Annotated in this window: 25 protein-coding genes and 1 pseudogene; 10 read left to right on the forward strand and 16 right to left on the reverse strand. The window is 52.5% G+C overall.

Features of this window, described 5'->3' with window-relative positions:
- Nucleotides 1-22 precede the first annotated feature (22 nt).
- The 3 genes from VW41_13860 to VW41_13870 all read right to left on the reverse strand — a co-directional run bounded on the left by VW41_13860 (nt 23) and on the right by VW41_13870 (nt 2,437).
- Nucleotides 23-1,138 carry a PTS mannose transporter subunit IIAB gene (locus VW41_13860; protein AJZ90038.1) on the reverse strand — a complete coding sequence of 372 codons (1,116 nt, stop codon included), beginning with the start codon at nt 1,136-1,138 and terminating at the stop codon, nt 23-25.
- Nucleotides 1,131-1,445 (reverse strand): PTS sugar transporter subunit IIC, encoded by a 315-nt coding sequence (locus VW41_13865; GenBank protein ID AJZ90039.1) that lies wholly within the window; start codon nt 1,443-1,445, stop codon nt 1,131-1,133. Before VW41_13865 ends, VW41_13860 begins: the two co-directional genes overlap by 8 nt.
- Nucleotides 1,446-2,164: 719 nt before the next feature.
- Nucleotides 2,165-2,437 carry a membrane protein gene (locus VW41_13870; protein AJZ90040.1) on the reverse strand — a complete coding sequence of 91 codons (273 nt, stop codon included), beginning with the start codon at nt 2,435-2,437 and terminating at the stop codon, nt 2,165-2,167.
- Nucleotides 2,438-4,185: 1,748 nt separating this feature from the next.
- On the opposite strand from VW41_13870, the gene VW41_13875 reads away from it, so the two are divergent.
- The 4 genes from VW41_13875 (at nt 4,186) to VW41_13890 (ending at nt 9,416) form a co-directional block, all read left to right on the forward strand.
- Complete coding sequence (locus VW41_13875) at nt 4,186-6,879, forward strand: magnesium ABC transporter ATPase (GenBank protein ID AJZ90041.1); 2,694 nt, start codon at nt 4,186-4,188, stop codon at nt 6,877-6,879.
- Between the two features lie 236 nt (nt 6,880-7,115).
- Nucleotides 7,116-7,352 (forward strand): hypothetical protein, encoded by a 237-nt coding sequence (locus VW41_13880; GenBank protein AJZ90042.1) that lies wholly within the window; start codon nt 7,116-7,118, stop codon nt 7,350-7,352.
- 2 nt (nt 7,353-7,354) lie between these two features.
- On the forward strand, nt 7,355-9,007 hold the full coding sequence (locus VW41_13885) for a Na/Pi cotransporter (protein ID AJZ90043.1): 1,653 nt from the start codon (nt 7,355-7,357) through the stop codon (nt 9,005-9,007).
- A 67-nt stretch (nt 9,008-9,074) separates the two neighbouring features.
- Nucleotides 9,075-9,416, forward strand: a complete 342-nt coding sequence (locus VW41_13890) for a hypothetical protein (GenBank protein AJZ90044.1) — start codon at nt 9,075-9,077, stop codon at nt 9,414-9,416.
- 43 nt (nt 9,417-9,459) lie between these two features.
- Here VW41_13890 and VW41_13895 read toward each other — a convergent pair whose 3' ends face one another.
- Together VW41_13895 and VW41_13900 are read right to left on the reverse strand one after the other, a co-directional pair.
- Nucleotides 9,460-10,992 carry an amino acid ABC transporter ATPase gene (locus VW41_13895; GenBank protein ID AJZ90045.1) on the reverse strand — a complete coding sequence of 511 codons (1,533 nt, stop codon included), beginning with the start codon at nt 10,990-10,992 and terminating at the stop codon, nt 9,460-9,462.
- Between the two features lie 24 nt (nt 10,993-11,016).
- Entirely contained in the window at nt 11,017-11,805 is a 789-nt protein-coding gene (locus VW41_13900; protein ID AJZ91974.1) for an ABC transporter substrate-binding protein, read from the reverse strand.
- 619 nt (nt 11,806-12,424) lie between these two features.
- Here VW41_13900 and VW41_13905 point away from each other — a divergent pair.
- The 5 genes from VW41_13905 (at nt 12,425) to VW41_13925 (ending at nt 17,057) form a co-directional block, all read left to right on the forward strand.
- The gene (locus VW41_13905) at nt 12,425-13,348 is read left to right on the forward strand and encodes a LysR family transcriptional regulator (protein AJZ90046.1); all 924 of its coding nucleotides are present in this window, start codon (nt 12,425-12,427) and stop codon (nt 13,346-13,348) included.
- Between the two features lie 176 nt (nt 13,349-13,524).
- Nucleotides 13,525-14,790, forward strand: a complete 1,266-nt coding sequence (locus VW41_13910) for an FAD-dependent oxidoreductase (GenBank protein AJZ90047.1) — start codon at nt 13,525-13,527, stop codon at nt 14,788-14,790.
- 26 nt (nt 14,791-14,816) lie between these two features.
- On the forward strand, nt 14,817-15,245 hold the full coding sequence (locus VW41_13915) for an endoribonuclease (protein ID AJZ90048.1): 429 nt from the start codon (nt 14,817-14,819) through the stop codon (nt 15,243-15,245).
- Nucleotides 15,242-15,916: a major pilin protein fimA gene (locus VW41_13920; protein AJZ90049.1), complete on the forward strand. Its 675-nt coding sequence runs from the start codon at nt 15,242-15,244 to the stop codon at nt 15,914-15,916. The genes VW41_13915 and VW41_13920 overlap by 4 nt, the downstream gene beginning before the upstream one ends.
- A complete protein-coding gene (locus VW41_13925; protein ID AJZ90050.1) occupies nt 15,909-17,057 on the forward strand; it encodes an acetylornithine deacetylase in 1,149 nt (382 codons plus the stop codon). Before VW41_13920 ends, VW41_13925 begins: the two co-directional genes overlap by 8 nt.
- A 22-nt stretch (nt 17,058-17,079) precedes the next feature.
- On the opposite strand, the gene VW41_13930 is transcribed toward VW41_13925, so the two are convergent.
- Nucleotides 17,080-17,475: a glyoxalase gene (locus tag VW41_13930; GenBank protein AJZ90051.1), complete on the reverse strand. Its 396-nt coding sequence runs from the start codon at nt 17,473-17,475 to the stop codon at nt 17,080-17,082.
- 90 nt (nt 17,476-17,565) lie between these two features.
- Here VW41_13930 and VW41_13935 point away from each other — a divergent pair, with 90 nt between their 5' ends.
- Nucleotides 17,566-18,261 carry a DNA-binding protein gene (locus VW41_13935; GenBank protein ID AJZ90052.1) on the forward strand — a complete coding sequence of 232 codons (696 nt, stop codon included), beginning with the start codon at nt 17,566-17,568 and terminating at the stop codon, nt 18,259-18,261.
- 493 nt (nt 18,262-18,754) lie between these two features.
- Here the strand turns inward: VW41_13935 and VW41_13940 are convergent, their stop codons facing one another.
- From VW41_13940 to VW41_13985, 10 genes and pseudogenes are all read right to left on the reverse strand, one after another.
- Entirely contained in the window at nt 18,755-19,033 is a 279-nt protein-coding gene (locus VW41_13940; protein ID AJZ90053.1) for a hypothetical protein, read from the reverse strand.
- 396 nt (nt 19,034-19,429) lie between these two features.
- Nucleotides 19,430-19,702 (reverse strand): annotated as a pseudogene (locus VW41_13945) (hypothetical protein).
- Nucleotides 19,703-19,857: 155 nt separating this feature from the next.
- On the reverse strand, nt 19,858-20,223 hold the full coding sequence (locus tag VW41_13950; GenBank protein AJZ90054.1) for a hypothetical protein: 366 nt from the start codon (nt 20,221-20,223) through the stop codon (nt 19,858-19,860).
- Between the two features lie 139 nt (nt 20,224-20,362).
- Nucleotides 20,363-20,821, reverse strand: coding sequence for a hypothetical protein (locus tag VW41_13955; GenBank protein AJZ90055.1), 459 nt, complete (start codon nt 20,819-20,821; stop codon nt 20,363-20,365).
- Nucleotides 20,822-21,115: 294 nt separating this feature from the next.
- Nucleotides 21,116-21,493: a hypothetical protein gene (locus tag VW41_13960; GenBank protein ID AJZ90056.1), complete on the reverse strand. Its 378-nt coding sequence runs from the start codon at nt 21,491-21,493 to the stop codon at nt 21,116-21,118.
- A 112-nt stretch (nt 21,494-21,605) separates the two neighbouring features.
- Nucleotides 21,606-22,010: a hypothetical protein gene (locus VW41_13965; GenBank protein AJZ90057.1), complete on the reverse strand. Its 405-nt coding sequence runs from the start codon at nt 22,008-22,010 to the stop codon at nt 21,606-21,608.
- Nucleotides 22,011-22,215: 205 nt separating this feature from the next.
- Nucleotides 22,216-22,446 (reverse strand): hypothetical protein, encoded by a 231-nt coding sequence (locus tag VW41_13970; protein ID AJZ90058.1) that lies wholly within the window; start codon nt 22,444-22,446, stop codon nt 22,216-22,218.
- A gap of 325 nt (nt 22,447-22,771) precedes the next feature.
- Nucleotides 22,772-23,383, reverse strand: coding sequence for a hypothetical protein (locus VW41_13975; GenBank protein AJZ90059.1), 612 nt, complete (start codon nt 23,381-23,383; stop codon nt 22,772-22,774).
- Between the two features lie 230 nt (nt 23,384-23,613).
- Entirely contained in the window at nt 23,614-23,796 is a 183-nt protein-coding gene (locus VW41_13980) for a hypothetical protein (GenBank protein ID AJZ90060.1), read from the reverse strand.
- Nucleotides 23,790-24,041 (reverse strand): hypothetical protein, encoded by a 252-nt coding sequence (locus VW41_13985; protein ID AJZ90061.1) that lies wholly within the window; start codon nt 24,039-24,041, stop codon nt 23,790-23,792. Before VW41_13985 ends, VW41_13980 begins: the two co-directional genes overlap by 7 nt.
- Nucleotides 24,042-24,060: the final 19 nt, after the last annotated feature.

A 24,060-nucleotide genomic window follows, 5' to 3' on the forward strand; every position in this document is an offset into this window, starting at 1 on the left:
CCTGAAATAAATTAGCCGATCGCTAACGGCCCACTTTAAATTTAGGCACGGCCGCCGAAGGTTTATTTTCAACGACGCTTTCACCGCGAAACACTAATAACGATCCTACGGCAATGATCCCCGCGCCGACGGCAATAGACAGCACATAGATGGGCCATTTATCCACCGCCAGCCAGCCGTAAAAACCTGAAATCGGCGCATGGTTTACCGCCCCCAGCCCAACCGCCAGCGCGGCCCCGGTAGCCGAGCCCGCCACGTTGATAATGATAATTTTGGGGTTTGCCAGCGCGAAGGGAATAGCGCCTTCAGACACGCCAATCAGACCCATCAGCGTCGAGGCCTTCCCCGCTTCACGCAGCGAAATCGGGAAGCGTTTAGCCCAGATAAGCGTCGCAATGCCAAGACCAATCGGCGGGACGATAATCGCCACCTGCGCGGCGGTATTGGGGTCGTAAATTCCCGAGGCCAGCAGCGCCATCGCGGTGGTGACCGCCGCCTTGTTCACCGGGCCGCCCAGGTCAAAGCCCACCATCCCGCCCACGACCGCGGCGAGAATGATTTTGTTCGTCCCGGACATCGCCAGCAGCCAGGTTTCCATCCCGTGGTTCAGCGCCGCCAGTGGGCCACCAATAATAAACGCCATCACCATGCAGGTCAGCAGCGTGCCGCCGACGGGCAGAATAAAAATAGGCCCGGCAGAGGCCAGTGCCGCAGGCAGTTTGATCCAGGCTGCCAGCGCCCGAACGATGTAGCCCGCGACAAAACCGGCGGCAAGCGCCCCAAGAAATCCTGTCCCAAGGCTGCTGGCCAGCAGGCCACCCACCATCCCCGGCGCCAGGCCAGGTTTATTGGCAATGGCAAAGCTGATATACCCGGCGACGACCGGCAGCATCAGCGACAGCGCCAGGCCGCCAAACCCGTCAAATTTATGCAGCATCTGCACAATGATGCTCGCCGCCTGGGCATGGCTGGCATCCCATATATTATCAATGCCATAGAGCGAAGCGCCGATGCGCGCGATACCCATGATCACCGCCCCGGCAATGACAAACGGCAGCATCCATGACACCCCGGTCATAATGGCATTTTTGACCTCTTTGCCGGGGGATATCCCCGTCTCCGCCTTGAATTTAGCCATTTGCTATCTCCGTCTCTATCGCCTCAAACACCGCCTCGCCAAACTTGATAGGATCGGCCACGCTGCATTCCAGTTTCATCATGCCGTCAAAACGTTCCTGGCCGGTAATTGCCACATCAGCGGCAAGAATAACCGCGTCGGCCCGGGCAAGGTCGTCGGCGGTAATTTCGTTTTCGACCCCCATGCTGCCCTGAGTTTCGACTTTCACCTCATGACCGCGCCGCTGACCAACCAGGGCCAGCGCCTCCGCAGCCATATAGGTATGGGCGACGCCCGTAGGGCAAGCTGCAACACAAACGATATACATAACAACTCCTTATCTGGCTGAAGAGAGGCAATAAAAAAAGCACAATGGCTGAAAAGCGCATTGTGCTTTGGGGACGAACAAGGGCCAGCATCGCGGCGTCTCCGGCATCACCGCCCGCGTGGAGACACATCATCAACTGATGCAGGCTGGAAATACGGCACAGGAACGAAAGCTCATAGCGTTTGCGAACGGCCAGACGGCGCGGACGCGCAACGGTATGCCCCGTTCTTAATGACGGAGAATAGGGATAGCGAAGTGAATGATAGAGATCTCCGGCGCGGCACCAGAGCCGGGACCAATTAACGGTGCAGGCATTATCCAGTGAATCAGAATAAACTGAGTCGTCTTTTTCCAGTTCGCTCACGGTATTTAACCAGCAGCTGTTATTCAACCAAACGCGTGCCTTGCTGCCAAACATCAGCAACATAAAGCGGCTCAGCGTTATGATTCGAACAATATAAGCGTGCATGGTTTCTCCCATAAATCTTTCCGCAGTGTAGACAGTTCGAAAAATAACAAACGTGACTTTACGCACAGTTATATAAATACAAAAACCCTCCTTTTAATGAGGGAAAAATAATCTGAGGCGTATCGAAAAATTTAATGCTGTCAGGGAAGAGAATGAGATAAATACGGCGGCAGACCAACGAAAAGTGTCAAACAGGAAGGGATACATCCTGAGCCACTCAAATGCAGGTGGCTCATTGGGAAATCTGGCTCTAACGCAGTCGGTTTTCTCTGGCTCGAACGGGATACGCACGCGGCCGGGTATACCAGGCTACCCAGCCCAGCACTGCCGCAACGGACCCGAGTACCAGCAGCCCCATTAATGCGCCAAGCAATTTTCCGCTAAAGGTGCCCAAATCACCGCTGGTCACCCCGCTGACCACCCAAAAATAGCGAATCATCGCCCAAACGATGTACAAACAAAAAGCATAAAACAGCCACAGCGCAATTTTGCCGCCGGGGCTGCGAGTTGGTTTCGCATCCATAACGTTCGACCTAACTTTTTCAACTGGAACAAAAACGGGTTGTCGACGGCAGATCCCCGGCCGTCTTAATGTGATTTTTATCACACTAACGTAGCAGATGAACCGTCTTAAGCGTTAAATTTTGTTTCAAATCAAAGCTTATGGGGCATAAATAGGCTTTGGCAGCAGGTTTTGATTTAGCTTAAGGAAAGTTCTTAATCGCGAGCGGCGGCTCTCTCCCAAACAAGTACCAGGAACAAATCTTCCCCTCACCCTGGCCCTCTCCCCAAAGGGGAGAGGGGAAAACAACAGGTCAGAAGAGTAGGCTATCTGTTCCCTCTCTCTTCCAGGCGCACACAATTTGTTCCCTCTCCCTTCCTGGAGTACGCAATCTGTTCCCTCTCCCTTCCAGGAGCACGCAATCTGTTCCCTCTCCCTTCCAGGAGTACGCAATCTGTTCCCTCTCTCTTCCAGGCGCACACAATTTGTTCCCTCTCCCTTCCTGGAGTACGCAATTTGTTCTCTCTCCCTTCCAGGAGTACGCAATTTGTTCTCTCTCCCTTCCTGGAGTACGTAATCTGTTCCCTCTCCCTTCCAGGAGTACGCAATCTGTTCCCTCTCTCTTCCAGGAGTACGCAATCTGTTCCCTCTCCCTTCCAGGAGTACGCAATCTGTTCCCTCTCCCTTCCAGGGAGAGGGTTAGGGTGAGGGTAAAAAACGAGAGAACCGGGTATCAGGAAATGACGATGATTCCCCGAGCCGTTTACAAGCCTGGGAGCGGGAACTGAAACTGAACGTAACCTTTACCGAACCGACAAAAAACCCGGTATTTTTAACCAAGAGGCAGTCTCTTGCTTAGAGAAAAAACGCAACTCAGGGAGAGAGATAGAAAATACCCTTTATTCTCTCCCTCAATATTCCCTCACTGAAATATAAACGAACAAATTTAATTTCCACTCGCGGGTTGACAATAGTATTAGCCATGGGTAGATTTCACGGGCCGAAGTTGCGGCCTTTCCTAACCTGACATAAGAGACTAATGGATACTGAATTTAGTAGCTGCCCGAACATGGCCTTAATGGCGGTTCGGGAAAGTAAACATGAAATCGATTGTGATCACTTCTTCGTTTTGGTGTGTCTCGCCGGAGCCTGATGCTCTCGTGTTGTCCCACCTCGACCAGGGTTTTCACGGTCCCGAGGTGTGTTATGAACTTCAAATCTACCCTTTTTCCTGGTGTCAAAACAGTGACATCAACGCTGCGTGTCCGGCCGCCCCGCGATCGGGTGTTGTCCGCACGTAAAAAACAGTCAAACTCAATTTTCTCTTCGAAAATCAGTGAGTTGAATCAGCGCATCACCAACTGGCGTGTCAGTCCTGTCACCGGCCAGCTGGAGCGTCGCTGCAGCTTCTCTGACAGCGAAGACCCACAAAGTCGACCCTTCGTAGCCTGATTCAGCCGTTACGCCGCCTGGCGTGTCTGCGCGCTATGCCGCAGCCCGCTTTCGTGCGTCATGCTGAGTTACGTCACTGTTGGCACCTGTTTATTCGCTGATGCCTTTCGGCATATTTATCAGCAGGTATAAGCACGTCCAAAGAAAAGAAAATATAAATTTCTCACCTATTTATTTTAATAAATAAATAGCGAGAAACCCTGTGCGAAATTAATTTAAAACCGATCGCTCATGCGACATCGGACTATTTTCGGCCGCCTTAAATCTGGCGTTCGCCGTAAAAAAGTCTGCTGCCGCCCGGCGACAGGAGCACCACCATGACTGTACAAACCAAGAATCGTAATAAAAAAAGCACGCTGTCTATGCGTGCCGCCCAGGAAGCCAAAAATGGCATCGCAGAAACCCTGGTCAACCTGAATACCACCCGGGAAGGGCTGCAGGAGGCCCACGCCAGCGCACGGCTGGAGCGGGATGGCCTGAATGAGGTTGCCCATGACAAACCGCCTCACGCGCTACTTCAGCTGCTGATGGCATTTAATAACCCGTTTATCTACGTGCTCGGTATTCTCGCCGGGATCAGCTTCTTTACCGATTACTGGCTGCCCACCAGCCAAGGCGAAGACGGCGACCTGACAACGGTGATTATCATCGGCACCATGGTGGCGCTCAGCGGCCTGGTGCGTTTCTGGCAGGAGCACCGCTCGGCGAAGTCTGCCGAGGCGCTGAAAGCGATGGTTCGCACTACCGCCACGGTGGTTCGTCGCGAACATGCGGGGCAAAAAGGAACCCCGCGTGAAATCCCGATGCGTGAACTGGTCGTGGGCGACATCGTGCAACTCTATGCGGGGGATATGATCCCGGCAGACGTGCGCCTCATAGAGTCTCGCGACCTGTTTATCAGCCAGGCCGTGCTGACCGGTGAAGCGCTACCGATTGAGAAATACGACACCCTGGGCGACGTGGCGCAAAAGTCTGCGCACGATAAGGCGATCGACAGCGAAAACCTGCTGGATATCCCTAACATCTGCTTTATGGGCACCAACGTGGTCAGCGGTACCGCGCAGGCTGTGGTGGTCGCGACCGGGCCACGGACATACTTTGGCTCGCTGGCTAAAGCGATTGTCGGGAGCCGGGCACAAACGGCCTTCGACCGCGGCGTGAACAGCGTCAGCTGGCTGCTGATCCGCTTTATGCTGGTGATGGTGCCGGTGGTGTTCCTGATTAACGGCCTGCTGAAAGGCGAATGGTGGGATGCCCTGCTGTTTGCCCTGGCGGTGGCCGTGGGCCTGACGCCGGAAATGCTGCCGATGATCGTCAGCGCCAACCTCGCCAAAGGCGCGGTGGCGATGGCGAAGCGCAAAGTGGTGGTTAAGCGTCTGAACGCTATCCAGAACCTGGGCGCAATGGACGTGCTGTGCACCGACAAAACCGGAACACTGACGCAGGATAAAATAATCCTCGAGCACCACGTTGGCACCAACGGCCAGAAAAACGAGTCCGTGCTGGGGCTGGCCTGGCTCAACAGCCACCACCAAAGCGGTATCAAAAACCTGATGGACCAGGCCGTCATTTACTTCTCTGACAATGAGCCAAACTTCGTCAAACCACAGGGCTACAGCAAGGTCGATGAGATGCCGTTCGACTTCGTCCGCCGCCGCCTGTCGATTGTGGTGAAGGACAGCCAGAGCAATCACCTGCTGGTGTGCAAAGGCGCCGTGGAAGAGATGCTGAGCATTGCCACCCATATGGAAGAGAACGGCAAGGTTGTCGCGCTGGACAACCAGCGTCGTGACGCCATGCTGGCAATGACCAATGACTACAACAAAGACGGCTTCCGCGTCCTCGTGGTGGCCACTCGCGACATCCCTAAAGCCGAGGCGAAAAAACAGTACGGCACCGACGATGAGCACGATCTGATCATCCGCGGGTTCCTCACCTTCCTCGACCCACCGAAGGAGAGCGCAGGCCCGGCTATCGCCGCCCTGATGGACATTGGCGTGGCGGTAAAAGTGCTGACCGGCGATAACGCCATTGTCACTACCCGCATCTGCCGCCAGGTCGGGCTGGAGCCAGGCGAGCCGGTACTCGGCCCGCAGATTGAGCAACTGAGCGATGCGTCTCTGCAGCAATTAGTGGAAGAGCGCACCGTGTTTGCCAAGCTGACGCCGCTGCAGAAGTCTCGCGTGCTGAAAGCGCTGCAGGCCAACGGCCACACCGTAGGCTTCCTCGGGGACGGGATTAACGATGCTCCTGCCCTGCGCGATGCCGACGTAGGTATCTCGGTCGACAGCGGCACCGATATCGCCAAGGAGTCCGCCGACATCATTCTGCTGGAAAAGAGCCTGATGGTGCTGGAAGAAGGCGTGATCAAGGGCCGCGAGACCTTTGGCAACATCATGAAGTACCTGAACATGACCGCCAGCTCCAACTTCGGCAACGTGTTCTCGGTGCTGGTCGCCAGTGCATTCATCCCGTTCCTGCCGATGCTTGCGATCCAGTTGCTGCTGCAAAACCTGATGTACGACATCTCCCAGCTCGCGCTGCCGTGGGACAAAACGGATAAAGAGTTCCTGAGCAAGCCGCGTAAGTGGGATGCCAAAAACATCGGCCGCTTCATGGTCTGGATTGGCCCGACGTCGTCCATTTTTGACATGACCACCTTCGCGCTGATGTGGTTTGTGTTCAGCGCCAACAGCGAGCACATGCAGACCCTGTTCCAGTCCGGCTGGTTCGTCGAAGGCCTGCTGTCGCAGACGCTGGTCGTGCACATGCTGCGTACCCAGAAAATTCCGTTCATTCAGAGCACCGCCGCCTGGCCGGTGATGATGATGACCGGGCTGATTATGGCGATTGGGATTTACGTGCCGTTCTCTCCGCTCGGGCCGCTGGTTGGGCTGCAGGCGCTGCCGTGGCAGTACTTCCCGTGGCTGGTGGCTACCCTGCTCGCCTACTGCTGTGTGGCTCAGGGCATGAAGACGTTCTACATGCGTCGCTTCAAGCAGTGGCACTAACGCTGCGTTAAAAACAGCAATAAGGTGCCGCTTCGGCGGCATCTTATTGCAGACAAAGAGGAAAAAAGCGTGGTTTTTCCCTCTTTGTAGTGAGCAGTCGAAAATCAACGAATTGATTTTCCTGTTTTTTTAAAAGAGCCATCTGGCATTTCTTCTTTCGCCAGAGGTTGGTCTGCCGTTTGAGGGTGCCGCTTCGGCGGCATCTTTCAGGCAAGTAACACAAGCTGGAAAGCATTATGGAAAAGCAACATTCCATTATTTTCCTGATTAAAAATAAGACCATCGCACTGGTTGTCTTATTTTTAATGAAAATAACCCGCACCCTTCGCGTCCACGCCCTGGCCTGGTTCGCCGGAGGGAAAATCAACTACCGACATGCGAAAGCCTTACTGAACCTCGCCAGCGCCATACATCGTTTTTCGATCAGGTTACTGCGTTTTGTTACACCACCCGCCCTGAAGAGGGGGAATTAATTATGTCCGGAACTACTCTGTTAATTAACCTGGCTGGCGCCATCGCTTTGCTGCTCTGGGGCAGCCATATGATTTCAACCGCGCTGCAGCGCGGCTTCGGCACGCCGCTGCGCAACTGGATGGGGCGCCACCTCACCAACCGCTGGACAGCTCTGCTCGCCGGTATCGGCATTACCGGCGTACTGCAAAGCAGCACTGCGGTGAGCATGATGGCGACGTCGTTTACCGCCGCCGGCACGCTGAGCCTTGCCCCTGCCCTGGCGGTGATGCTCGGCGCCAACATCGGCTCCACGCTGGTGGTACAGCTAATGAGCTTCAACATGGAAATGGCCATTCCTCTGCTTCTGCTGGCCGGATTTGTGGTCTTTAAGCTGCGCGACCATTCCAACTTTGAGAGCGTGGGCTGTGCCCTGATTGGCCTCGGCCTGATGCTGCTTGCTCTGCATTTGCTGAGCGGCACGCTGGCGGAGATCGAAGTCACGCCGGTATTTCACGCCGTGATGCAGGGGCTGCAGGGGGACGTCTTAATCGCTCTGCTGGTGGCTGCGATCCTGACCCTGCTGTGCCACTCCAGCGTGGCGATTATTTTGCTGATAGCCTCCCTCGCCGCCACCGGCGCGATGGGGCCTGAAACGGCGCTGATCCTGGTCATGGGGGCAAATATCGGCAGCGCGCTGCCGCCGGTGCTAAACGCCGGTTCGGCCGTGGCTCGTCGCCTGCCGGTGGGCAACCTGATTGTTCGCCTGGCCGGCTGTGCGCTGGCGTTAATGCTGCTCCCGCTGCTGACGGATATCGCGCAGAAGTCCGGGCTGAGCACGCCGCAGCTGGTGGTGTGGTTCCACACGGCGTTTAGCGTCGTGCTCGCGCTGCTGTTCATCGGCCTGACCGCGCCGATGGCTCGTTTCCTCGAGCGACTGTTCCCGGAAGAAGAGCGCGTGGGCGACCCGGGCATGCCGATGTATCTGGACGATGCTGGCCTCGAAGTGGCTTATATCGGCCTGTCTAACTCAGTCCGGGAATCACTGCGCGCCGCCGACATGCTTACCATCATGCTGGACCGTCTGCTGGTGCTGTTTGTTACCCAGGAAAAGCAGGCCGCCGATGAGATTCGGCAGCTCGATCAATCGGTGGATCTGCTCAGCGCGGCGGTGCGTGCCTACCTGGCCGACATCGGCCACGACGGGCTGAATGACGCGGATGCCGATCGCGCCCAGGAGATCCTGATGTTCATCATCAACTTTGAGCACGCGGGCGACATTCTCTCCAGCAACCTGACCCAGTTGGCTACGCGCCGCGCGCGTCGGGGCGAACTGTTCAGCGACTTTGAGTTACACAACATCCGCCTGCTGCATGCGGAGATCCTTACCAGCCTGCGTCTCGGTATAGCCGCGTTTATGCATGAAGATTTATCCGCAGCCCATCAGCTGGTACAGCGCAAGGAAACCATTCGTCAGCTCGAGGCTTCCGCCAGCCGCGAGCACTTTAAAAAACTGCGAGAGGACAAAAATGCCTGGGCGGAATCCGGCGACATTTTCCAGCGAGTGCTGCGGGACTACCGCCGCGTGCATCACCACATCGCGGCCGTGGCCTACCCGGTGATTGACCGCCTGGGCGATAAGTCGCTGCGCTTTATCGAAACGCCGCCGGACGCTTAAAAAACAATAACCGCCGCGAGGTGGACGAAGCATCTTTTCAAGGAAAGCAACTTTAAGGTACAGAAAAGTGAGAGTTTTAATCTGCGCAGGTCGATTTTATGCCGACACCCACACCCTCACCCGCGTGCTGGATTTATATACCAGCACGCAGACAATAGATGTGCTGATCCACGGGGGGCATCAGTCGCTCGGCGGCACCATTGAAACCTGGGCCCGCGGCACCGACGTGCACGTCATCCGCTACCCGGCCAATTGGGCGCTACACGGCAAATACGCGGAAATCCGCCGCAATCTGTTTATGCTGGAGGACAGCCGCCCCGACGTGCTGCTGGCTTTCCCTGGGGGAGAAGATACGGCGGAGTGCATAAAAATGGCACGCAATTCTGGCGTGAAGGTGATCGAGATTTAATCCGACGGGCTGCGGCAGGTTTATGTTACCGCAGCCCGCTTTTTCAGGCCGCCACAGGCGCCAGGTTAACGTCTTTCAGGAATTCGGTAATGCGCGGGTTTTCTCCGCTGCGCAACGCCTGCGGCGAGTCATCGCAGACCACCCGCCCTTTTTCCATAAACACAATTCTGTCCGACACGCTAAACGCAAAGTTCATCTCGTGGGTGACGATCACCATCGTAATACCCTCGCCGGCCAGGTTTTCTATCACCTGTAGCACCTCATTCACCTTTTCAGGATCCAGCGCTGAGGTAGGCTCATCAAACAGCATGATTTGCGGGCGCATCATTAAAGCCCGAGCAATCGCCACCCTTTGTTGCTGCCCGCCGGAAAGCTGATGCGGGTATTTGTGGGCGTGCTCCAGCATACCAACTTTACGCAGCAACACGCAGGCCTCACGCTTCAGCTCTGCATCCGTCGCCAGGCGGTGGTAGTGCGGGGCCAGCATCAGGTTTTTCATCACCGTTAAGTGCGGGAACAGGTTAAAGCCCTGGAACACCATGCCGATATTTAACCGGTGCGCGGCGTTTTCCACGTACTGCGGCTTCTGAGCCCCCTGTTTCTCCAGGCGAATAAACGGCTGGCCGTTGATCAGGATCTCGCCGTTATCCAGCTGTTCCAGGCCATTCAGCAGACGGATAAGCGTGGTTTTTCCGGAGCCGGACGGGCCAATAACAGACACCACTTCCCCGGGCTTGATCTCCAGGTTCACCGCGCCGAGCACCTCCACATTGTTATAGGCTTTGTGCAGCTTACGGGCCTGCAGCGCGGGAGTATTCGCGGCCAGCGCCGGGCGAGCAACCAACCCGCTTTCCTGCGCCGCCATCGCCTCCAGCTCAGCTTCCGGCAGACGGGCCGTTTTACGCTGGGTGACATCCAGCCGTTTTTCCAGCAGCTTCAGCAGGAAATCAAAGACCGTGACGATAAACACATAATAGAAAGCCACCGCCGCCATGGTTTCCATTACCAGGAAGTTTTGCGAGTAGAGCCGCTGTCCGACCATCAGGATCTCGGTCAGCGAAATCACGGACACCAGCGAGCTTAATTTCACGATGGAGATGTATTCGTTCGCCAGCGACGGCAGCGCCACCCGCAGCGCCTGCGGCACAATGACCAGCCACTGAATACCGGCGTAGCGCAGCCCCAGGGCATGGGCGGCTTCACGCTGCCCGCGCGGGATGGCCAGCAGGCCACCGCGGTGAATCTCGGCAATATAGGCCGTTTCGCTCAGCACCAGCGCGATAAGACCGGCCCAGAAAGGATCGCTCAGCAAAGCCGAACTGCCGGGCAGCGCCTGGGGCAGGTTGTAGACAAAAATCAACAGCACCAGCAGCGGCAGGCTGCGAAACAGCCAGATATAAGCCCGCGCCGGTAAAGAAAGCCAGGGAGACGCCGCCTGTTTGCCCAGCGCCAGAAGAAAACCAAACCCAATGCTGATAATCCAGCTAAGCAGGCTCAGCTTAATCACGGTCCAGGTTGCCTGCCAAAAATCAGCGTTGCTAAACAGGCTGAATAAATAGTTCCAGTCAAAAGACATATCCGTACTCCCCGGCGGTGATGATTACAAACTACTGGCCTGAATTTCAGCTTCGGACGGCTCCGCCAGGTGGTATTTTTTCACTAAGGCCGAGTATTTCCCGCTGGCTTTAAAGGCCGCAATGCCGTCGTTCAGCGCTTTTTTAAGCTCCGGGTTTGTTTTGCTCACCCCCAGCCCCACCAGTACCGGGTACAGCAGTTCCGTCGAGGTCACCGCCAGTCGCCCTTTCATTTTGTCCACCACCTGGCTTGCCACGGCGGCGTCGGTCATCTGTACTTCAACCGCGTGGGAAAGCAGCGCCTGCGTGGTTTGCGGGTCGGTTGAGAATTCGCTTACCGTAATCGGCTTCAGTCCCTGCTTCACGCAGTAGTCCGCAGACAGCGTGTGCAGTTTTTCCAGCCAGTAGGTACCCTGCATTGATCCTACTTTATGCCCACAAAGCTCTTCCGGTTTGGTTGGCTTGAAGCTGGCGTTGCTGAGCGTCAGCAGCGACTCGCCGGTTTTCAGGTACGGCACCATGTCGATCACTTTCTGGCGCTCAGGGGTGATAAACAGCGCGGAGGCAATCAGCTCGAAGCGCTTCGCCTGCAGACCGGGGATCAGGCTGGTGAAACGGGTATCCACGTAATTGGGCTTCAGCTTCATCGCTTCGGCCACGCCGTTGATAAATTCAATATCGAAGCCCGCCGGGGTTTTGCCGTCGAGGTATTCGTAAGGCGGGAAGGTAATATCGCTGCCCACCGTAAGCTGCCCGGGGGTCATCACGGCGGCCTGAGCCCCGCCGCTAAGCAGTAAAGGCAGCGCCGCCGCCATGCAGATAAATAACGCTTTGCTATGTGAAGATGTAAACATGCGATGACTCCAGTGCAGGTGGTTAATCATTTTTATGGATGCCAAAACGCAGGCACCTTAAACAACGTATGATTTTCGCGCCGGGGAATGCCTTGCAATATATTCGCCAGGACGATAATCACTCGATGAGCGTTTGCGATGGGGCCATGCTGCAGGAGAAGCGCGTCGGGATAAAGGACGAAAAATATTCCTTACCTCTATAAAAAATTGTTTTAATGCAATGGTTATTTTTTTGCACCAATGAAGCACAAGGCGTTAATTTCCCGAAAGAAAGCCAATAAAGACATATTTCAGGCAGATAATTGAACTTTTAAATATTCACCCGCACCAAAAAAGTGCAGCTTAATTTTTCATTGCTACTTTTTGGGGATAATAAATGCCAGCGAAAAACAAAAATATTTTTTCCCAGTGAGATTTTCAGACTCAAAAGCTCCCTTTGCTAAAATCTCGCCTCTCCCACACGCTTTTTGGGGATGTCACTGACCCGGTAGCATCTGGCATGGGCTTTGCTACAGATTGACTGGATAGTCTGAAACTTTCTTGCAGGCTGCATTGACAATAAAAAAGCGGGGTTAGCGCCATGACACATTTCACGCTCAAGCAACTCAAGTATTTTGTCACCGTCGTGGAGGCGCAGAGCATCGCCGAGGCGTCAAGGCAGTTGCATATCGCCCAGCCTTCCGTTTCCATTGCCATCAAAAACCTGGAAGACACCTTTGAGCAGCAGTTTTTTATTCGCCATCACGCCCAGGGCGTTTCTCTCACGCCGGGCGGGCTGAGGTTTTATGAAAAAGCCCGCGAGCTGCTGCGGCTTTCTTACCAGTTTGAGCAAAATGCCAAAGCGGATAACGACCTGGTTTCCGGCACCATCGCCATCGGCTGCTTCGAGTCCGCAGCCCCGCTTTATCTGCCGCGGCTTATCGCCGGCTTTCGCAAGCTATACCCAGAAATTACCATCCGGCTGTACGACGGCGAACAAAATGAGTTGACCCACGGGCTGCACCGCGGGCGTTTCGACCTCGCCTTTATGTACAACCTGGAGTTAGAGAGCACGCTGCACACCGAAAAACTGAATGCCCCGCAAAAGCCTTACGCCCTGCTGCCTGCGGCCCATCCGCTGGCGGGGAAAGCGTTCGTCACGCTCGAAGAACTCAGCCGTGAACCGATGATCCTGCTGGATGTCATTCCCAGCAAAAGCTACTTCATGAATATTTTTACCGACAAAGATCTGCACCCGGAAGTGGCCTACAGTTCACCGTCGATTGAAATGGTGCGCTGCATGGTCGGCCAGGGCATGGGCTTTTCGGTGCTGGTTACCCGCCCCTGCACCGACGTAACCTATGACGGCCAGCGCGTTAAGCAGGTTGAAATCATCGATGACATGGCGGCTTCCACGCTGGTGATGGCTTATTTACGCAATAACGAACCGACCCGACCGACGCGTTTATTTATGGATTACTGCCGTACGTTTGAGCTGATGCCGGAAGCCCTGGCAGAAGATTAAAAAGACATGATGCACTGCCTTAAAATACAGGAAATTCATAGCCTGTAGATTGAGGCTACTTTATTTATACCTTATCCCTAGATTTATAATATTTTACGGAATGTCTGCCGCTTAATAACCTTGTGCCATAGCGAAGCTGCGCTGAATCTTATTTCCCGAGCACCAAGGAAACAGACATGACCGAAATAAAAACACAGACAGATACCCTTGTGATTGGCGCCGGCCAGGCCGGGATCGCCATGAGTGAGCACCTGACACGCCTCGGTATTCCCCACCTGGTGCTGGAGAAAAACCGCATTGCCGAAGCCTGGCGCAGCGGCCGCTGGGATTCGCTGGTGGCGAATGGCCCGGCCTGGCACGACCGCTTTCCAGGGCTTGAATTTGACGCCGCCGACCCGGACAGTTTTATCCCCAAGGACGAGGTGGCGAACTACTTCGAAAACTACGCCCGTAAATTTGAAGCCCCGGTAAAAACGGGCGTGGAAGTGAAAAGCGTGACGCGCAACCACGGCAGGCCGGGATTCACGGTAGTAACCAGCGAAGGCATTGTCGAAGCAAAGCATATCGTGGCCGCCACCGGGCCTTTCCAGCGCCCCATCGTGCCGGCTATTGCTCCGGCAGATGACGGGCTGCACCAGATTCATTCTGCGGCTTACAAAAATCCGGCCCAGCTTCCGGCCGGCGCGGTGCTTGTGGTGGGTGCCGGTTCATCCGGGGTGCAAATCGCCGATGAACTTCAGCGAGCAGGTAAACAGGTTTACCTGTCCGTGGGCGCCCACGACCGCCCTCCCCGCGCCTACCGTAACCGGGACTTTTGCTGGTGGCTGGGTGTGCTTGGGCTGTGGGATGCATCGGCCAACCAGCCCGGCAAAGAGCACGTCACCATCGCCGTGAGCGGCGCTCGCGGCGGCCACACCGTTGATTTTCGCGCCCTCGCACACCAGGGTATTCACCTCGTCGGGCTGACCCAACGCTTTGCCGAAGGGAAAGTCTTTTTTGAAGATAACCTTGCCCACAATATCCGCCAGGGCGACGAAAGCTACCTGGCGCTGCTGGACGCCGCCGATGCGTGGCTGGCCCGCAACGGGCTCGATCTGCCCGAGGAGCCGCAGGCCCGTATCTTCCCGACAGATCCCCTTTGCGTTACCCGCCCCACGCTTGAATTGAACCTGGCCGAAGCGGGCATTACGTCGATTATCTGGGCGACCGGATACGCCCCGGACTACGGCTGGCTGCAGGTGGATGCTTTTGATGTGCAGGGCAAACCCCGCCACCAGCGCGGCGTCTCCAGTGAGCCGGGCGTCTATTTCCTCGGCCTGCCGTGGCTTTCCCGCCGGGGCTCGACGTTTATCTGGGGCGTGTGGCATGACGCGAAATACGTCGCCGACCACATTGAAACCCAGCGCAAATACAGCCGCTACCTCGACGCTTCCCAGCGCTAATCTTATTGCCAACAAGGAATTAACCAATGCCAACGCATACCCGTATTCGCATGTTTAACACCAAAGAGACTTACCCGAACCAGTCGCTGAACAACGACCTCTGCCAGGCGGTGCGCGCCGGGAACACCGTCTATGTACGCGGCCAGGTCGGGACAGATTTTGAAGGGAATTTGATTGGGCTGGGCGACCCGCAGGCGCAGGCTGAGCAGGCGATGAAAAACGTTAAGCAGTTGCTGGAGGAAGCCGGGAGCGATCTTTCCCACATCGTCAAAACCACGACTTACATTATCGACCCACGCTACCGCGAGCCGGTGTATCAGGAAGTCGGCAAATGGCTGAGAGGCGTCTTTCCCATTTCTACCGGATTGGTGGTTTCCGCCCTCGGCCAGCCGCAGTGGCTGATGGAAATCGACGTTATCGCGGTGATCCCGGACGATACTCAGGGGGAAAAATGACCTTTTCCATTGCCGCACGCTGCCGGGAAACCGGCCAGCTTGGCATCGCCATTAGCTCCTCCAGCATCGCGGTCGGCGCGCGCTGCCCGTGGCTGGTGCCGGGCGTTGGCGCGGTGTCGAGTCAGAACATCACCCTGCCCGCGCTGGGCCCGATGGTGCTGTCGAAGCTGGGCGAAGGCATTGTTCCAGAGGCAGCCCTCAAGCTTGTCGTCGGAGAGCATCTGCATAGCGATTACCGCCAGGTCACGGCCATAGACAGTAATGGTAAAACGGCCTTCCACAGCGGGGTTAATTCTCTGGGCATTTACCACGCCGTGGAGGGAGATAACTGCGTGGCGGCGGGCAATATGCTGGCCGATAAATCAGTGATTAACGCCATGGTCGAACGTTTCGAACAAAGCCCCGGCCCGCTGGCTGACAGGCTGATGGCCGCCCTTGAAGCGGCGCTGGAAAAAGGGGGCGAAGCCGGGCCGGTGCATTCGGCGGCATTAAAAGTGGTGGACACCGTCGCCTGGCCGGTTGTCGACCTGCGCGTGGACTGGGCAGATGACAATCCGATCGCCGCGCTGCATTCCCTCTGGCTGGCCTATAAACCGCAAATGCAGGATTACCTGATCCGTGCGCTCGATCCGCGCGAAGCCCCCAGCTACGGTGTGCCAGGCGATGAATAGCCAACTGATTCTTTTATTGCAGAAGTTACTGGCTCGGGATACCACCAGCCGCGAGTCTAACCTGGCGCTGATCCAGGATATTCATGATTATCTCGCCGAATGGGGTATCAGCGCGGAGCTGTTTCACAGTGCAGACGGGCGTAAAGCCAATCTTTACGCGGTGCTTGGCCCGGCAGGCGGCGGCGGTGTGATGCTGTCCGGCCATACGGACGTAGTGCCGGTGGACGGGCAGCAGTGGAGCGTTCCCCCATTCGATATGACTTACCGGGATGGCCGCTATTATGGGCGCGGCGCGGCGGACATGAAGGGCTTTATCGCCTGCGTGCTGGCCTCCGTCCCGGCGTTTCTTGCCCAGCCGCTGAGAATGCCCCTGCACCTCGCCTTCTCCTACGACGAGGAAGTCGGCTGCCTCGGCGTGCGCAGTCTGGTGGAGCACCTCCGTGCATCAAAAGAGAAACCCGCGCTTTGCATTGTTGGAGAGCCAACCGAAATGCGCCCGGTTTACGGGCACAAAGGAAAAATCGCCATGCGCTGCGAGGTGCACGGTCACGCCTGCCACTCCGCCTATGCCCCAGAGGGCGTGAACGCCATTGAATATGCCGCCCGGCTTATCAGCAAGCTGGGCGAGGCTCGCGAGGCGCTAACCCAGAAAACAGATGCCCGCTTCGATCCCCCGTTCAGTACGCTCCAGGTCGGCACCATTCAGGGCGGCAGTGCGCTGAACATTGTCCCGCAAGAATGCCAGTTTGATTTTGAAATCCGCTACCTGCCGGGCATCGAGGCCACGGCGGTCATCGACGACATTCAACGCTATGCGCGGCAAAGCCTGGAGCCCGCCATGCAAAGCGTTTCCCCGGCAAGCGCCATCCGGTTTACTCCGCTCGGACACTACCCTGGCCTCCTGACGGACGCCCAGTCCGAATTTGCCCGGTGGCTGGCGCAGTGGTGCGGCAGCGATGATTACAGCACCGTGGCATTTGGCACCGAGGGCGGGCTCTTTGATGAGGCCGGGATAGCCACGCTGATTTGTGGCCCCGGCAGCATGGCGCAGGGACACAAGCCCGATGAGTTTGTCGCCGAAGATCAGTTGCATAATTGCATGGCGATGCTGGAGAACCTGCGCCAGTGGATGAGCGCCTGATTTCTAAAAAGCGCGCTTGTATTTAGCGCGCAAACCGCTGTTTCGCGGCCTCAGTCACCGGCGTGTATAGCGCAATCAGCGTGCCTTCCGGGTCACGAAACTGCATCGTGCGGTTGCCCCACGGCATCTCTTTGGGCTCATGTACCATCTCGACGTAGCCGCTTAAACGGGCAAATTCCGCGTCCACATCTTCCACCCTAAATTCCAGAATGACCGAGCGGTTGCAGGCGGGCTCCGCGCTCCCGGCTTTAAATAGCGGGACGGTCTGCGCACTCCCTATGGCGATAACCCCTACTGGCGTGATAATTTCGGCGAAAACCGGGGCCAGCCAGTCGGCGCGTGCGCCGGTCAGATGCTCATAAAACGGCACCATTAGCTGCATGTTCTGCACAATCAGACGGACAGACACGAATTTCATAGATGATCTCCTTTTAGGCAGCGAACAGCGCGGCCCTGGCGGCATCATCCCTCAGGCATGCTGCCAGCGTGGTGGCAACAGGATAAAAAAATGCGGCGAACAGACAGATTATTTCAACTGATCCAGATCCTCAGGCGAGCCTCTCGTCCCGTCACCGCCGCGCGCCTGGCCGAAGAGCTGGAGGTATCGAAACGCACGGTTTACCGGGATATTGCCGACCTGGCAGGGCAGCGGGTGCCTGTGGAAGGAGAAGCCGGGAGTGGGTACACCCTCAGCGCGGACTACGATATGCCCGCCCTGATGTTTACCCCCGATGAGCTGGAAGCCCTGCTGTTAGGGGCGGATCTCGTTCGCAGGCTGCCGGATGCGACGCTCGCCAATAACGCCCAGGATGCGCTGACGAAAATCCTGTCGGCCCTGCCGGACAGGCTGGCGCGCGCCGTGACGAGCTCTGCGGTGGCGATCAGGCCGGATATCGTGCCAGAGCAGCAGCCCGATACCCGCCTAATCAGAGCCGCCATCCGGCAAGGCAAAAAGCTACGGCTACGCTACCGGGCGACCAAGGATGAGGTTTCAACCCGTGTGGTGTGGCCGGTTGTGCTGGGCTATGACCTTGAGCGCTGCCTGCTGATTGCCTGGTGCGAGGCCAGGAATGACTTTCGTCACTTCCGCGCCGACCGTATTGAGGCGTTAACCGTGCTGGAAGAGCAAATCCCGCTAGCGGCAACCGCGCTGAAGGAAAACTGGCGGCGCTGGCGGGAGAAGACGTTCAGGCCAGAGATGTGATGGCGGCCCGGGGTTAGGGCCTGGGTGGCAGGATATAAGCAAATTACTACAAACCATTAAATATATAACACTATGAAAATAGTATTCTTTTTATACAACCTAGATCTTTTTCCTGGAATATAACTTCCAATATGTGCCGTTCATCATTCACCCAACTCGCAACGGCGTCCCGCAATACTTCTATATATACTTTCAGGTCGTCACCTGGAATATCAGGCAAGTTATCATGGGCTATTATTATTTTTTCTTCGCCTATCCAACTATAATCACTCAAACAATCTGCCAATGCATTCCAGTTAAAACCAAAGTACCCAGGAAACCACAGCAAATAATAGATGGACTTTAATAACTCATCGGTACTAGCAATCAATGGATCTAATCTGGCGAAAAAAACCTCAGCTGTATCATATGATGCAGGACCATTGATAAATTTAAATATTCATTAGAATCAATTAGTTGCTGTGAGCTAGTCTTATTCTCCGGATATTCTTCATTAAAAATCATTGTTTTTTTTCCACTCATAATCTTGTAAATATTTTTCAATAGGATATGCCGTACCAAGCTCATGTATTTCACCGGTATCCTTATCTACTATAAATGGTGAATTACCTGCAAGTTGAGAAGAAAACTCTCCCGTTTCGAGATATTCTCTGGATTGAAAACAAAAAAACCAGCCTTCAGCGAAACGGTTTTGAACAGTAATAACAACTGGAATATCTGTATATTTTAAATATTCCTCCGCTTTTTTCACTGCATTGTCAAAATTAATCATGTATTCTCCCTCCCATCCCCGGAATAAATAAAACTGACGAAACTAGTAGGCTTAGCCACCTGTCTATCAGGAAACTGAAACTGTAGGTGTCATTTGTTGAGTATCACTCCTGAACGGAGAAAATTATATAGATTTATTACTATGTTGAAATTCCAGAGCCGAGAGCAAATACTATTTTTATGAATGACACTTTCCGTGAGGAGCAAACAAGCTATGGCTAAGTGCAACGACTAAACACTTCTGTTTAATGTAAAAACCATATTGATGACCTACTTATTATTCAACAACAATAAAAGCGGCTATTTTTTCCACATCCGCAATAACACTACTTTCGAAATCTTTTTTATCTACCCGATGTAAGAAGGAACTAATATTTCGAAGAGTTGGTAACACGCTCTCTATTTCGCCACGGCTCAAAGAGGCTATGGAAGATATTAACTCGCCATCATACTTCTCTCCAGCCAAAGGATCTTGCTTTAATAACTCCTCTGCTACTGGCAAAACTTCCGACAAAAAAAGAGATTGCCTTATGGCCCTGGCAATGTCTCCTGCTTCTAGCGTTGAGAGCGGTACATCCAGAATATTGCCAAACCATTCATCCAAAGAAGAACGACGGTTCTTCTCATAATTAACATGATTATTCAATAATAGCTCTCTAAATGTTGTCATATACCCTGTCATTTTTGTTGATTTGAATTTATTAACAGCATTCATTGCCTTTCATGAGGTACTAGCCTGTCTATCGGGCTGCTGCCTGCCAGATAATGGTCTGGTTCGCATGCTCTACATCACGCCTGAGTGGCAACGTTTGACCGAGCATTATTTTACTCAGGGTTAACGTCATAACGTTCATCTTGAATAATGTAAGGTACTGCGACATTTTCCCACACAATCTTCGCCATGTTTGGCCATTCAGTAGGTTTTTGCAGCTTTGCAATATAATTGCAGATTAGCCTAACAGCCCGATTAAAACCAGCCTTATCTAACTCAACAAACGAATAAAATTTCAGATACTCGCCTCCTTCAGACTTTATTATTTCATGCCGTCTGGGATGACCAGGCAAAAAAACATCATCCAGTAGATCGCCAAATGCATACCAGTAACTGCTATGTATAAACGCAGATGTCAGTCTATTTTCAGAATTTTCAATAGTCACATCTCTACGAAAAAAAACTTGCCCCCATATCAATTACCTCAAAGTGATGATTCTATCTTGCCTGGCCCATCAGGGATGCACGTTTTTGGCCCCCGGCACTCTACCGCCTCAGTGGAGAACACCAAGCATAGCTACAAATCCAATCCATTGTTAAAGAACACTCAGACTAAATTTATATGTCATATCCAGCATTTTTGAACACTGAACGCACATGCCTGGCTAATCCAACAAGATCCTCATAAGCTTTTGGCCCGAAATCCGGCTCATATTTTTCCATATACTTATCAGCTGCAAGTTGACATTCAGACCATGCAATATTTCTTTTGTCATTAACATACTCTGGCAATATGCATCTATTAACACCCTTGCCAAACTCTTTTTTTTGACTTATTAATATCCATTTCAACAATCCATTATATGAATTAACTGACTTTTCCAGAAGATCTATTATTTCGTCATTTTCGTTTGAAAACCTAAAACTTGTCGCTGGGGGCCGGGATGAACGATCTTCGCTAAACTCAGGAGTGTTTTTAAATTTAAAGGCGGGATATCTTGATGGAATTCTTCTCCATTCAATATCCCCAAGCTTACTGATAACATCATAAAGCTCTTTGCCGTTTGATGTATTCATCACTTCAACCCCTTATATTTATCAATAATGGTTATACCATTAGGGTTAATTGATTTCATGTGTTTTCCCAATCCAGTTTGGATTGGGCTTTAACGATAATCCAGGATCATAAACATACTCGCCGTCTTTGTGAGCAGCTTCAGGCACATCAAATTCTTTTACAAGTCTGTTCATCTGATGCTTATCAGCAAAAATATGAGATACTTTATTAGTGTCATACCCCAAATTTTCAACATCTTTTTTGGCTATATTTTTGGACTGATGATCTCTCGCATTCTCCTCATCCTGTGGTCCTCAGCCGCACGGTGTTCCTGACCCTGTCCCACCAAATTCGGCTTTCTGTGCATCCGTCAGATTTGTAGCAATATTCGGATTCAAAGCATTTTCAGAACCAAACTTGTCCCTAAGCAAGCCAAAATACTTCCTGGTAATCTCATCATAACCCACCAGTTCCAGCATGCCAAAATGCTCTAACTCATCAGCCGTCATCTTGTCAGCAACGTCCTTGATGGCTGTGCCTGCAAGACCCGCGATTCCCAGTTTTATACGCAGCTCCAGTAGCTGCTCTGCAACTTTCGGCCGGCAGGGTGATGCTATAGCGCAACCTCTGGCTGCAACTGTCAGTATATTATTATTCTCAACCGCATTTTTCCCGGCCTGCGCACCTGCCACCACGTCCGCCGGGCTGTTGCCGCTGACCTGGGACCAATAAGGCCATCTCAAGGCGTAGAAGTAAAGAACCGGGCCAATTGGCTGGGTTCTTATGTCATTAATCTATATGAGCTTAACTATAAATATATAAATCAATAGAGCTTTCAGCACCAATACTACCCAAAAACCGATTCGTCTCTGCTGACCAATAGATGGCTGGCTTTTCCCCATTCTCTATTTCTATTAAAAGAGAAAAATAGAACGTAACACCATATTTCTCTTTTATTTCGTTCAAGACATCAATTTTACATCTCAGCAAAGATAATAATTTTTTTGTTTGCATATCTACATCACAGGACTCTTCTTTCTCTGTATAGATTGACCAACTAGTCTCTGTACTCGGTCTTTTTTTCGTTCCACTGATGAGATCTTTAAGCTGAACCTCCATAGGCTCTATCTGTAGTAAAGCAGTTATCTCATTGGGATCAAAGACATCTCCGCAAATGGAAAACTCTGCTTTTACTATTGTTTTATCCATGTAATTAGCCTACTTATTAATAAATTCGCCAGTCGGGATACCTTCACCTTTCCCACCTTTTCTGAAAATCTACAACCGTACTTTTTTTACCAATACGTCCGCAAGCAACAGCTGGTTACAGAGTTGTTCGAGGTGATCGTGTAAGCCATCGCGTTAGGTGGTAAATAAAGTAAAATCTCGACATAGTGGCCAGGATTAGTTTTTACTAGTTGAAAAAATCATCTTGTGTGAGCTGCTTACCCGTCGGGATAACTTCATCTTTGTCAAAAGATAAAAGATATTCTTCATCATAAAGTTTTATTGAATACCCATAGAGAACTCCATCTTCTTCACTTATTCCCATAACACCACCTTTTTTCCCCGCATACTTATTATTTTTTCCTTTGCTGTCAGGAGATATTTTCACTTCCTGATAGAAAGCAATTTTATTTTCCATAGACATAGCACCTTTTTTTGAGTAACTCTTCCATTCAAAAATCTGACCTGCTGTAGTAGATAGGTCTTTCACTCATTGATTACTAATTCGGCCTGACATCTTCCAGCTATTAATGACATTATGGCTATCTATATCTGGAACAATATAAACCTTTTCATTCAAGAATGCCAGTTGGCCATATGAGTTAAATGAAACTTTAGGTGAAGGGTTCCGTGGACCAAAAACGATTTTTTACAACCTTCTCAGCTTCTTTCCTTTAAGGACCAAATAAGACAAATCACCCTGGCCTGGCCCATCATTAGGGCATTGTTAAAAAATAAATTGATTATATGATTTTTCTCAAAGGTAATTCTTTACCTATGGCAACAACCTCTGAGTCACTTTCATCAAATCTACCTAAGAGAAAAAAGATAACCCCATCGTTATGCAATATATCCTTAATCCATTTTATTATCCGTCCCTCCGGGGGGGTATCAACATCACTTAAATCTGGAGGGCAATTAGAAAAATAAATTCTTTCCTCTGCATTTATTAATCTCTGGACATCACTAACAAGGGAACTAATAGTACAACAATACCCTGTTAACACCAACCCTTCACTTCCTTTATCAATAAATGATTTCTTATCCAAAAAACCATCTATTTTTACTCCTGAAGATTCTATTAATCCCCATGTTTTTTTATAGTTTACAATCGCGGTATTAGGTTGCTCAGGTACCAACTGAACCATTAAATGAATTTTATCGTTGTTATTATCAGTCAAAACAGCAAACATTTCTTTTAATAACTCACCTCCATACTCTCTTCGTGAATATCCGTGCCATTCCCAACTAACAGCTGAAACACCAACTTCTGAAGGAAGTATACCATCGAACTTACAAATGTCATTTTTGACATTGATATCTTTAGCATAACGCTTAACATAGTTAACATTCATAATGATTATCCTTTTCATCATTAAAATATGGGTCTCGATTCTGGCTTGAATCATCTGTAAAGAATGACCATCAGCATCATCTCGAATATATACTTTCTGAGTTCCACCACCAGATTAGGTATCTCAAACTCATATATATAGCCAGGCTGAGTTTTTGTCGCCTATCAACATTTGGATACACTTTGCTCGGGCTTTGACTTACAGGAATACCAGAACGTCTTTTAGACTTATTAAATGCCCCCGATCTCGCAGCCCCTTCGGGAGACCGGTTTATCAAGGTAAGCCAAGTCATCTTTATTCACCCCATCCGGGATTGGTGTTACCGTGGTGTTGCCGCCTGTATCCGGCACACCGCTGGTATTCCCGGTATGGCTGCTGCCATTCTGATCGCGTTGATCCGGCGTGGTCAGCATCGTGCCTCTGTTCTGCTCCGGGACAGGGTTCGGCAGCGTACTGTCAACCAGCGGCCGATCAAGCGCCGGTAAGGGAACCAGTGTGCCTTCTGACCCTCGACCATTTCCTTATACGCTGCCTGCTGCTCCGGGGTGAGCTGCTCTATTGCATCGGCTTTACCCGTCATAGCCGCTGCCAGTATCATTGTGCGGTCTGCATCCGAGATATTGCCCATCGCCGTTTTCGCCACGCTGATGCCCAGCAACGCCCCAGCCTTTTCTCCA

Source organism: Klebsiella michiganensis (assembly GCA_000963575.1).
GTDB lineage: Bacteria > Pseudomonadota > Gammaproteobacteria > Enterobacterales > Enterobacteriaceae > Cedecea > Cedecea michiganensis_A.